This window comes from Sphingomonas sp. BAUL-RG-20F-R05-02, assembly GCF_022662305.1.
In the GTDB taxonomy this organism is placed as follows: domain Bacteria; phylum Pseudomonadota; class Alphaproteobacteria; order Sphingomonadales; family Sphingomonadaceae; genus Sphingomonas.
Genome location: NZ_JAKNQH010000004.1, coordinates 164952 through 177115 on the forward strand (window position 1 = coordinate 164952; position 12164 = coordinate 177115).

Annotated in this window: 7 protein-coding genes; 1 reads left to right on the forward strand and 6 read right to left on the reverse strand. The window is 65.3% G+C overall.

Going from position 1 to position 12164, the window contains the following annotated elements:
- Positions 1-40 precede the first annotated feature (40 nt).
- The 3 genes from L8F97_RS10915 to L8F97_RS10925 form a co-directional block, all read right to left on the reverse strand.
- Entirely contained in the window at positions 41-1552 is a 1512-nt protein-coding gene (locus L8F97_RS10915; RefSeq protein WP_242149463.1) for a diguanylate cyclase domain-containing protein, read from the reverse strand.
- Positions 1553-1629: 77 nt separating this feature from the next.
- Entirely contained in the window at positions 1630-4062 is a 2433-nt protein-coding gene (locus L8F97_RS10920) for a TonB-dependent receptor (protein ID WP_242149466.1), read from the reverse strand.
- A 110-nt stretch (positions 4063-4172) separates the two neighbouring features.
- Positions 4173-7586, reverse strand: coding sequence for an acyl-[ACP]--phospholipid O-acyltransferase (locus L8F97_RS10925; protein ID WP_242149469.1), 3414 nt, complete (start codon positions 7584-7586; stop codon positions 4173-4175).
- Between the two features lie 127 nt (positions 7587-7713).
- On the opposite strand from L8F97_RS10925, the gene L8F97_RS10930 reads away from it, so the two are divergent.
- Positions 7714-8310: a TetR/AcrR family transcriptional regulator gene (locus L8F97_RS10930; RefSeq protein ID WP_242149472.1), complete on the forward strand. Its 597-nt coding sequence runs from the start codon at positions 7714-7716 to the stop codon at positions 8308-8310.
- A gap of 195 nt (positions 8311-8505) precedes the next feature.
- Here L8F97_RS10930 and L8F97_RS10935 read toward each other — a convergent pair whose 3' ends face one another.
- From L8F97_RS10935 to hflK, 3 genes are all read right to left on the reverse strand, one after another.
- Positions 8506-10050 (reverse strand): Do family serine endopeptidase, encoded by a 1545-nt coding sequence (locus L8F97_RS10935; RefSeq protein WP_242149475.1) that lies wholly within the window; start codon positions 10048-10050, stop codon positions 8506-8508.
- A gap of 113 nt (positions 10051-10163) precedes the next feature.
- Positions 10164-11027, reverse strand: coding sequence for a protease modulator HflC (hflC, locus tag L8F97_RS10940; RefSeq protein ID WP_242149477.1), 864 nt, complete (start codon positions 11025-11027; stop codon positions 10164-10166).
- A complete protein-coding gene (hflK, locus tag L8F97_RS10945; RefSeq protein WP_242149480.1) occupies positions 11024-12160 on the reverse strand; it encodes a protease modulator HflK in 1137 nt (378 codons plus the stop codon). The genes hflC and hflK overlap by 4 nt, the downstream gene beginning before the upstream one ends.
- Positions 12161-12164: the final 4 nt, after the last annotated feature.

The following is a 12164-nucleotide window of genomic DNA, read 5'->3' on the forward strand; positions in this document are numbered from 1 at the left end:
CTCCAGCGTCGGCGGACAGAGGCGGCCAACGCGAGCGCCGCTACGCCGCCCGACTCCGCGTGTCGGCAGCATCCGCCGACGTGATCGTCCCGGCCCGTCCGAAGATCGCGGCCGTGCCCCGGCTCGCGTTCTTCGCTTGGTAGAGCGCCAGGTCCGCATTGTGCAGCAGCGCGCTGGCATCGATCACGTCGCTGTCGAGAAACGCCGCGCCGATCGTGCCCGACACGGGAATAACGGCATCACCATGCGCGATCGGTAGCCGCAGATCGGCGAGCAGGCGGCGCAGTAGCGACGGCAGGTCCGCCAGCATGGCTTCGTCGGTCACGATCATCACGAACTCGTCGCCGCCCAACCGCGCGGCAAAGCAGTCCGCGAGATACGGCGCGGTAAGCTGTTCGGCGACGGCCTTCAGCAACACATCACCGGCACGATGGCCGGCGCGATCGTTGACCGTCTTGAAGTGGTCGAGATCGATCAACAACAGCGCCAGCGGCAGATCGGTTCGACGCGCGGCGAACATCTGGCGCGCGAGCATGTCGTTGAAGCGTGCGCGGTTCGCCAACTGCGTAAGGTCGTCGGTGTCCGCGCTGCGGCGGAGTGCTTGCTCGATGCGGTGCCGTTCGGTGATATCCTGGAACACGCCGACCAGCGCGTGGGGCACGCCGTCGCGCAATTCGACCTCGCCAAGCGTGCGGACGCGACGATCTTGGCCCTGCGCGTTGACGAAATCGGTTTCAAGATCGAGCGGTTCGCCGGTGGCGATCGTATGGGCAAGCGCTGCCGCGACTTCAGCCCGTGCACGCGGCGGATAGAAGCGCAACGCCGCGTCTAGCGGCGGGGGGCTGCCGGTGGGCAGGCCGTGAATTCGATAGACCTGCTCCGACCATTCCATGCCCTCGTCGGCGAGCGTCAGCGTCCACGACCCGATATTGGTCATGCGCTCTGCCTGCCGGAATTGCCGGTGCGTGACGTCCAACTGCCGCAGCAATGTACGGTGTTCGCTTTCGGTCTTCAGCGCGACCGCCAGCGCGGCACGCGTGTTGAGCAGAGACTCCACCAGTTTAGCGAGCCGGCGCAACATGTCGGCGTCGCCCGGCGACAGCGTGCGTGGCACGGTGTCGATGATACACAGCGTCCCCATGGCGAAGCTCGCACCGTCATCGCGCCCGCTGCCGACTCGCAGCGGCATGCCGGCGTAGAAGCGCATGTGCGGCGGCCCCTTGACCAACGGATTGTCGGCAAAGCGTGGGTCTTCGGTCGCGTCCGGCACGACCATGAGATCGTCGCGCAGGATGGCATACGAACAGAACGCCTGCCCGCGCGGCGTCTCGCAGGCGTGAAGGCCGCTTTTCGCCTTGAACCACTGGCGATGCTCATCGATCAGCGACACAAGGGCGATCTTGCAACCGAAGCTGCGTCGCGCGATTTCGACAATGGTATCGAACTCATGCTCGGGCGGCGTATCGAGAATGTCCAGATCGGCGAGGGTCGAGAGGCGTGCCGCCTCGATCTCGTAAGGCAATCCGATCTTTTCCACAGCGCGCCCGACCATCACATCGGTCTAGCGAATTTAGGTTAAGAGAATGCTGCCGCCCGGCTCCGTAGCATGTCGCCGGGCGGCAGCAGCTTTCAAAAGTCGATCGCGATCGTGCCGAACACCTGGCGTGGCGCGACCGGGAACGCGTTGTAGGTGTTGGTCGCCGAGCCGATGCTGATCGTCGACGCGCCCTTCTGGTCGGTGATGTTGGTGACGTTGAGGCTTAGGTTGAGTTTGCGCGCAACCATGCCGTCACCCAGTGGCACCGCCACCCCGATCCGCCCGGCCAGCGTGAAATAACCCGGCACCGACAGATCGTTGGTAAAGGTCGCATAGCGCTTGCCGAGGTAATCGCCGATCAACTGCACGTCGAACGCACCGTAATTGGCCGACACGACCGTCTTGTTGAGCCACATCGGCGAACCCGGCACCTGCTTGCCTGCGGTCGGCACCACCACCGCCGGTACGCCGGTCGAGTAGTTCTGCTGATATTTCGAATCGTTGTACGATGCCGCATCGTAGATCGAGAAGTGCGGCCCGAACCGCAGCGTGGCGGCGAAATCGATGCCGTCGGTCTTCACGCTGCCGACGTTCTGGATGATCGCCGCCCCACTGATGATCGAGGTGATGACTGTCGTCGGGCTGAGCGCGAGCAGGCGGTTGCTGAAATCGACGTGATAATAGCTGACCTGCCCCTCGAATGCGGTGAGCGGGCCGGCGCCGGTGATCGGGTAGTGCACCCGCGCGCCGCCCTCGTAGGTCCAGCTCGTCTCGGGCTTCACGTTGGCCTTGAACGCTTCGAACACCGGCTGGCTGCCGAGCGCGAACGGCGATAGGCCGGTGGCGGCGCTGGTCGGGAACTGGCGGATGTTCTGCTGCGCGTTGGCGAACAGCTGGGCGTTGCCATCGACATCCCAGGTCGCGCCGATCTCGGGCAGGAACGCCTTGTCCGTGTTGAGCTTGCCGACCGGCAGCGCGGTCGAGTTCGAGAACGAGCCCGGGATCGGCTGCACCGGCACCGCCTGCGTCGCCTTCTGGAACGTGCTTTTGAAGCCGGCGAGGATCGTCACGCTCGGCAGGATGCGCCACGTGTCCTGCAGGTGGGTCTGGATCTCGTCGACGCGGATCTCGCTGCCATATTGGGTGATGAGCGGTGCTGCCTCATCACGCGGGCGGGTGTAGGGCGAGGACGGGTTGTTGACGTCGAGCGCGTACCAGCGGCGGTAGGCCGATGAACTCTGATGCTCGTACCAGCCGCCAAGCTCGATCTCGTGGTTGCCGAACGTGCCGCGCAACGTTGAGATGCCGCCCTCGCGGTCGATCCGGTATTCGGTGGTGCGCGAGGCGAGGCCGGAGCCGCCGAAGATCGTGGTCAGTCGTGCGATGTTCGCCGTCGAGGTCGGGCTGCTGCCGGCAACGCCGGGGTAATAGAAGGAGAACAGCCCCGGCAGACCGGCGACGTCGATCGGCCCCGCCACTACGCCGACGCCATCGTTATGATGGTAATAGCCTTGGTTCGACCATTCGATGTTGCTCGACACGTGCCAGTCGTATTTCACGTAACCGAGGTAATCGGTGCGCTGTGCGTCGCTGTAATAGTTGCGGTAATTGTCCGCCGCCGCCTTGTACGCGCCGGAGGCGAGATAGGTCTGCATGCCGGCGAAGTTCGGATAGAAGAACGGCCGCGCATAGGGCACCTTGCCCGGCGTCTCGCCCTTGCTGATGTTGATGACGGTGGCGTCCTCGTTCGGCTCGGTCTTGTCCGAATAGGCACCGTAGATGGTCAGCTTGCCGGTGGCATCGTCATGCACGAACTTGCCATTGGCCTGATAGCCGCCCTGATGGCCGTTGAAGTCCCACGCGCGCGAATCCTGCCGCACGCCGGACAGATAGAAGCCGTTGCCGCCGCCGAGATCGCCCGAATCGACGCGCACGAAGGTGCGGTAGGTGTTGTAGCTGCCGAACGTCTGCGCGATCGTGCCGCCGCGCTCGACCTTGGGGTCACTGGAGAAGGTGTCGATCGTGCCGCCGAGGTTGCTGGTCGAGGCGGTGCCGAGATCGCCCGCGCCGCTGGCGAGCGTGACGCGGCCGACATTCTCCGAGATAATCGCGCGCTGCGGCGACAGGCCGTTGTAATTGCCGTAGGTCTGGTCGCCCAAGGGGATGCCGTCGAGCGTGTAGCCGAGCTGCTGCGCGTTGAAGCCGTGGATGAACAGTGAGATGTTCTGTTCGTTGTTGCCCCACGGATCGGCGGTGAGGAAGGTGACGCCGGGCAGCGTCTGGATCGCCTTGAGCGGGTTGATGCCGGGCAGCTCCTTCTGGATCTGCGTGCCGTCGAGCTCCACCACCGAGCGGGTGCGGCGGCCGGTGACGACGATCTGGCCTTCGCCGCCGTCGGGTGTGGCCGCACCCTCGGCGGGCGCGACATCCGCCGCCGCCGGTGCCGCCGGAACGTCCTCGGCATAAGCGGCAACCGGCAGGAGTGCGGTCGCCAGCGCGAGAATCGATACGGCGTAGCTGTTCATTCGTCGGCCCCTTACGGCATTGCAATCGAGCCGGCGGGTAGGAGCGACGAAAGACGGTACGGCGTCAGCATGGTTTCAGTTCTGTGAAATTGTGCATCTGCGAACAGGTGTCACGTCTTTGCATCAGTCTCGCCCGATGCCATCGCCCCCATCGTGACGTAATCGGTCTTGCCCGTGCCCAGCACCGGCAGCGCCTCGACCACGCGAATGTCGCGCGGGATCGCCAGTTCCGCCACGCCGTTGGCGCGGCCCCAGCCTTGCAGATCGGCGGCCTTGGCATCCTTCTGCGTGGTGAACAGCACCAGTTGTTCGCCCTTCTTGGCGTCCGGCCGCGTCACCACCGCATGCGTGGCGTCGGGCCACAGCTTGCCGGCATAGCCCTCCACCGCCGGCAACGAGATCATCTCGCCGCCGATCTTGGCGAAGCGCTTGGCGCGGCCCTTGATGCTGACGAAACCGGCATCGTCGATCTCGACGATATCGCCGGTGTCGTGCCAGCCGCCCTCGGGCGGTTGCAGCACGCCGGGCTGTTCGCTCTTGAGATAGCCCGCCATTATGTTGGGCCCGCGGATCGACAGCTTGCCGCCACCATCGATGCCCGGCACCGGATCGAGCTTGCTCTGGATGTTGGGGAGCAGCCGGCCGACGCTGCCGGTCTTGAAATGCATCGGCGTGTTGACCGCGATCACCGGCGCTGCCTCGGTCGCGCCATAGCCTTCGAGGATGCGCAGGCCGAACTTCTCCATCCACGCCTTGCGCGTCTCGTCCTTCACCCGCTCCGCGCCCGCGACGACGTAGCGCATGGCGTAGAAATCGTAATTGTGCGCCATCCGCGCGTAGCCTGCCAGAAACGTATCGGTGCCGAACAGGATCGTCGCATTGGCGTCATAGGCGAGCGCCGGCACGATCCGGTAATGCAGCGGGTTGGGGTACAGCACCGTCTTCACGCCCGACAGGATCGGCAGCAGCATGCCCCCGGTCAGGCCGAAGCTGTGGAACACCGGCAGCGCGTTGAGCACGATGTCCGACCCGTTGAAGTCGATCCGCGCGCCGATCTGCGCGCAATTGGCGAGCAGGTTGCGATGCGTCAGCACCACGCCCTTGGGCAGCCCTTCGGAGCCGCTGGTGAACAGCACGACGGCAGGGTCGGTCGGCGCGATGCGCCGCCGCCGGTGGTTGCGTTCGGCGAAGTGCGAGGCGATCAGCGCGCGCAGCTTGGCACCCGTGCCGATCCCGGCGGACACGTCCTCCAGATACCGCACCGTCAGCCCCGCCGCGACCAGCCCTTCGATCACCGCGCCAAGCTTCGCCTGTTCGACGAACGCCCGCGCCGTCACCAGCGTACGCACCTCGGCCGCCGCACACGCCGCCTTCAGGTTGGCGAGCCCGGCGGTATAGTTGAGCATCGCCGGCACCCGCCCGGTCGCCTGCAATCCGAAGAACGTCACCACCGCCGCCGAAACGTTCGGCAGCAGCACGCCGATATTCTCGCCCGGCGTCGTCCCCGGCTCCAGCGCGCGGCCAAGCGCGAGGCTGCCCGTCACCAGCCGCGCATAGCTGAGCGGATGGCGCTTCACGTCCTCTACGACCGGCTTCTTCGCACCACCCAGATGCCGCGCATCGAGCAGCGCCGCGAACAGCGTCCGGTCAATATGCGAGGTCGCGAAGATCATCCCGCTCATCACGTCGTAAAGGTGCCGCCCCGTCGCGGCGCGACGCTGGCGTGCGGTCATTTCGCCCTCGATATGGAAGCGACGCGGCGGCAGCACGATCAGGTTGATCTTGGGGAACAGCCGCAGCCGCACCTTGCCGCGCAGGTACGAGAACGGCGTGAACTGCGCACCGTCGATCCGCACCGGCACGATCGGCGCATCCGCCTTGTCCGCCACCATGCCCGGGCCGTCGAACACCTTCATCAGCGCGCCCGTCACGGTGATCCGCCCTTCCGGGAAGATGACGAGCGTATTGCCCTCCTTCACGCTGCGCACCATCGCCTTGGCCGACATCGGGTTGGTCGGATCGACCGGAAACGCGCGGAACAGCTTCAGCGCAGGCGCCATCCACCAGCGCTTGGTCACCTCGGTATGCACCGCGAACACCGGCTTGCCCGGCAGGAACACCGCGAGCAGCAGCCCGTCCAGCCACGAGACGTGATTGACCACCACCACCGCGCGCTCGCCCGGCTGCGGCATGTTCTCGGCGCCCTGCACGTCGACCCGGTAAAGCAGTTTCAGGAGCCCCCGCACCACCGCCTTGATGACCGTCTCCGGCAGCAGCCAGCACGAGATCAACGCCACCGCCAAGGTCGCGAAGCCGAGCGTGCCGATCACGCCGGGAACGCTCGTCCCGCGCATCTGAAGCACCGTCACCACCGCCACCACGCCGACGGTGACGACCGCGTTGAGGATGTTGTTGGCGGCGATGATCCGCGAGCGTTCCTCAGGCGGGCTCGCGGTCTGGAGGATCGCGTAGAGCGGCACGATGAACATGCCGCCCGCAAACGAAATGCCGGCAAGGTCGAGCAGCACGTGCCACGCGCCCGCGCTCTGCACGAAGGTCGCCATGCCTGGGTTGGGCGCATGGATCACATAGGCCGAGGTCGACAGCCACAGGTCGACCATGAAGCCCGCCATCAGCAGCGCCGATACCGGCACGTACCGCGCCGAAACCTCGCCCGCCAGCAGCCGGTTTACGAACAGCGAGCCTGCCGCGACCGCGATCGAGAAGGTCAGCAGGAACAACGTCACCACCGGTGCCGCGCCGCCGAGCGTCCCCGTCACCAGCGCCGGGAACTGCGATACGAGGATCGCGCCTATCGCGAAGAACCAGCTGACGCCGAGGATGCACAGCCACACGCCCTCGCCGTCGTGCGCGGTCTTGAGGATGCGCCACGTGCTGCGGAACGGATTGCGATCGACGTGCACGTCGCCGCGCACGGGCGGGGCAGGCGGGATCAGCAGACTGGCGCCGAGGCCGCATGCCGCCAGCCCGGTCGCGATCACGCCCGCTTCCCACGGCGGCACCACGCCGGCCAGCAACTGCCCGCCGAGGATGGCGAGGAACGTGCCCGCTTCGATCACGCCGGTCGCGCCCATGATCTCGCCCGCTTTCAGTTGCTGCGGCATGATCGAGTACTTAACCGGGCCGAAGATCGTCGAATGACAGCCCATCATGAACAGTGCCACGAACAGCAGCGGCAGCGACTGGAACCAGAAGCCGGCGAGGCCGATCGCCATGAAGCCGATCTCGGCAGTCTTCACCAGCCGGATCAGCTTTGCCTTGTCCCAGGCATCAGCAATCTGCCCACCCAGCGCCGAGAACAGGAAATAGGGGAGGATGAACACGCCGGTCGCGATTGTCGCCAGCATTTCCGATTTGGCTGGTTGACCGGCGTAGATCGTGAAGTTGGCGAGGAACAGCATCGCGAACTTCAGCACGTTGTCGTTGAACGCGCCGAGGAACTGGACGACGAACAGCGGTCCGAACCGGCGCTTGGCGAGCAGCGAGAAATCGGGTGCTGACATCATCTTCTCCATGAACGGGCGCGTGTACGTTGCCGACCCACTACCGCCTTCATGATGTCGCACACAAATGAGCGGTGTTCAATATAGAAAATAGACAGCATTCAATTTTTTGCGTAACCTGCACTGCATGGGCCGCAGATCCGATCACAGCCGTGCAGAACTTGCCGAACTGATCCTGTCCGAGGCGCATGTGCTGATGGCCGAGGTCGGTTTTCAGGCGTTCTCCGCGCGCGAGGTGGCGAAACGGATCGGCTATTCGATCGGTACGATCTACAATGTCTTCGGCAGTCTCGATCGGCTGGTGCTGGCAGTCAACAGTCGCACCTTCGTCGCCTGGGCCGCGCTGATCCGCGCGCGGCTGGATGCGGCCGGGGCGGACCGCGTCGCCGCTCTGGTGGAGGGGTATTTCGATTTCGCCGAGGCTAACCCGCATCTGTGGATGGCGATCTACGATCATCGCCTGCCGCCCGATGCGCCGTTCCCGGAGGATTACTTCCGCCAGCGCGCGGAATTGACCGGACTGGTCGAAGCGGAGATTGCGGCAATCCTGCCGGCCGGGCAACGCGGCGACGCGGCCGCACTGGCGCGCTCGTTGGTGGCGATGGTGCACGGGCATTGCGTGTTCGCGCTTAACGGCACTTTTGCGCTGCTCGGCGAAGCGGATGCGCGTGGCGCGGCGCTGGCCCGTGCCCGCGAGGTGCTGGCGGCTTGGGGTAAGGAATAAGGCCGCTACCGTGTGCGCCGAGGGCCATGGCAAGTATCGGAACGGCAGCAGGGTGCACTGCGCTAAGGCGCACAAGCTTTCGTCATCGGCCTCCGGGCTGCCATTGCCAAGCGTGGCATTGCCCGATGCGAACGCGCAAACAAAGACGGCGGCGGATTGCTCCGCCGCCGCTTGATCCGCCGCTGACAGCAGGCGTTACTTCTTCAGCTTGATCGCAACGAACAGCGCCGGCAACCGCGCACGCTGGATATAGAGCGCGACCTGCTCGCGACCTTCGCGCTTGGCCTGTGCCACCACCGCCGCCAGTGCGGCCGGCGTCGACGTCGGCGTGCCGTTAGCGGAGATGATGACGTCGCCACGCTTCAGCTTCTGGCCAGCGTCGCTCGACGGATCGGTTGATGCGATCACCACGCCCTGCACCGACGAATCGATGCCGAGGCTGCGGCCGATCTGCGGCGTCAGGGTCTGCACCGTCACGCCGAGCGCGTTCGCGGACGCCGATTGCGTGCCCTGCTGGCCGTTGTCGTCACCACCCAGCGCGTCGTCATCGTCACCGTCCGACACCTTGGCGGCGAGCACGTCCTCGGATGGACGGGTGCCGATCATCGCGGTGATCGTCATCGGCTTGCCCTGACGGATGATGCCGATCGGCGTGCGCGTACCGGGCGTGATGTTGGCGACCAGATAGCTGAGCGACTGATCGGGCGTGACGTCCTTGCCGTCCACGCTCGTCACCACGTCACCAACCTTGAGCCCGGCCTTGGCCGCCGCTTCGTTCGGCTCGATCGACCGGATGATCTCGCCATGGTTCTTCTGGAGGCCCAGCGCCGAGGCAATATCGTCGTCGAGCGGCTGTGGGCCGACGCCGAGATAGCCGCGCGCGATCTTGGTGCCCTTCATCAGCTTGTCGATGACGGGCTTTGCATCCTCCGCCGGAATCGCGAAACCGATGCCGATATTGCCACCCGACTGGCCGGCGTAGATCTGCGAGTTGATGCCGATCACCGCACCCGTCATGTCGAACATCGGGCCACCGGAGTTGCCCTGGTTGATCGCCGCGTCGGTCTGGATGAAGCGGTCATACGCGCCGCCACCCGTGACGCGGTGCAGCGCCGACACAATGCCTGCGGTCACGGTCGAGCCGATACCGAACGGATTGCCGATCGCGATTACCCAATCGCCGACGCGCGCGCGGCTGGAGTCGCCGAACTTGACGAAGGGCAGGTTGGTCGCGTCGATCTTGAGCAGCGCGAGATCCGACGTCGGATCGCGACCGATTAGCTTTGCCTTATACTCCTTGCGGTCAATCATGATCGCGGTGATCGAATCGACCGTCGCGCCCTTCGCGCCAGGCGCAACGACGTGATTGTTGGTGACGATATAGCCGTCCGGCGAAATGATGAAGCCCGAACCCAGCGACGTGGCTTCGCGCGTCTGCGGCGTGCCGCCACCGCCGCCCTGGCCACCGCCCATCTGCCCGAACAGGTCGCCGAACGGCGTGCCCGCGAACGGGTTAGCGGGCTGTTCGACCTTGATATGCTGGCTGGTCGAGATGTTGACGACCGCCGGCTGAAGCTTCGCGACCATGTCCGCGAAGCTCATCGGCGCACCGGCGCGCGGAGCAGTGGCGGCAATCGCGCCCGGCTCGTTCTGCGCGGTCTGCGCAGGCGGCTCTAGCGCGACGGCGGCAGCGGTGCCGCTGAGAAGGATGGCAGCAGTGATGGCATATGCGTATCGCACGTGGATTGATTCCTTCCGGGTGCCTTGGTTGGGCAACGCGCCGACCTTAACGAAAGTTGCTGAACGGTGATTGAATATGAACGGGCTGAAAGGAGGTTTTCCAGAGATAAACCTCAGCGGTGCCCCTGGAACTCCTTGAGGTAGGCGTTGTCGGGTGACAGCACCATCGACGTCTGGCCCTTGGCGGTATCGCCGAAGGTGTAACGATACGACTGCATCGCGCGGTAGAAGTCGTAGAAGTCGGGATCCTTGTTGAAGCTTTCGGCGTAGATCTGCGCGGCGCGCGCATCCGCTTCGGCGCTGATGATCTGGGCGGTCTGCTGGCCCTTCGCCTGAATGGTCAGCGCCTCCTGTTCGCGCGCGGTCTTCATCCGATCGAGCGCGCTTTGCAGCGGGGCACCGTCCGGCAGGTCGGCATGTTTGATGCGGACATCGACGATCTGCACGCCGTATTGCGCGGCAAGACGTTGCAACCCGACCTGGATATTCTCCATCACCTGCCCGCGTTCCGGGCTCAGCATCGCCGCGAACGGACGCTTGCCGAGTTCGTTGCGCAAAGCGGAGCTGAACAACGGCTGGAGTTGGTCGATCACGCGCTGTTCGGTCACGGAACTGCTGCCGGTCGACACCACCGCCTTCAGCGGATCGACAATGCGGAAGCGCGCATACGCATCGACCTCAAGCCGCAACTGGTCGGTCGAGAGCACCGGCTGGTTTTCAAGATCGACGTCGAGCACGCGCTTGTCGACCCACACGATGCGGTCGATGAACGGGATGCGCGCGATCAGGCCGGCGCCCGAGCGGCCGAACACTTCGTTCGGCTGCCAGCGGTTGATCGCACCGCCGACCGGCTGCTCGAACCGGAGGATCACCGCCTGCTTGGTTTCCGGCACGATCGCGAATGTGCTGGCGAGCAGGATCAGCACGAGCAGGACAACGATGCTGATCGCGATCGGATTGCGAAGCGACGGGGTCACTGGGCGTCTCCCTGCACGGGGGCGGGGGTTTGCGCGGGCTGCGTCTGCGCATCTGGCGCGCGGCGCACGGCACCAGGCAGCGGCAGGTACGGCACGACGCCGGGCGCCTCGACGATCGTCTTGTCGCTGTGCGCCATCACCTGTTCCATCGTCTCGTAATACATGCGCTTGCGGGTCACTTCCGGTGCGAGCTTATATTGTGCGTAGATCACATCGAACGAGGCGGCCTCGCCCTGCGCGCGCGCAAGGATCTGCTGCGCATAGCCGCGCGCCTTGTTGATGTTGCCCTGCGCCTCCTGCTGCGCGGCGGACACCTTCTTGAATGCGTCGCTCACCTGCTCGGGCGGTTGCGCGCCCTTGATCGCGACACCCTGGATGTGGATGCCGGCATTGTAGCTGTCGAGAATCGACTGCATGTTCTGCTGGACCTTCACCTCCATCGCGCCACGACCGGAGCCGATCGCGTCGTCAAGCGTGGAGGTCGCCAGCACCGCACGCATTGCGCTTTCGGCGGTGGCGCGCAGCGTGGATTTCGGATCGGCGATCTGGAAGACGTAATCCTGCGGGTTGCTGATGTCCCAGCGCACCGAATAATTGACGTCGACCACGTTCTGGTCGCCGGTCAGCATCAGGTTCTCGCCACCGTTCTCCGGGAAGGTGTCGGTCTTGATCTCGCGCACGTCGACCTTCATCACCGAATTGAACGGTGCCGGCAGCGTCAGGCGGATACCGGGTTCGAGCGTGCCGGCATAGCGACCGAAGAACGTTACCACCGCGCGCTGTTGCGGGCCGATCGCGTGGATCGAGGTAAAGGCGATCCACATCACCACGATGATCGCCACGCCGATCAGCCACAGCGTGCCGGCATTCGGCGTACCGGGGATGCGCGGCCGGCCGCTTCCGTCCGAACCGCCGCCACCGCCGCCACGCGCGCGCTTGATGAACTCGTCGAGCGCGCTCGGACCGGGGATGCGCCGGCCGCCATTGCCACCGGGCTGCGGTGCCCACGGGTTGCGGGGGCCATCACCGCCAGAACCGGAGCCGCCGCCCGAACCGGAGCCGCTGCCCCAAGGGTTCTTCTCTTCGGCGTGGAGGGATGTGGGACGCTGGAACCAGCCCGTCAGGATCGTCATATCT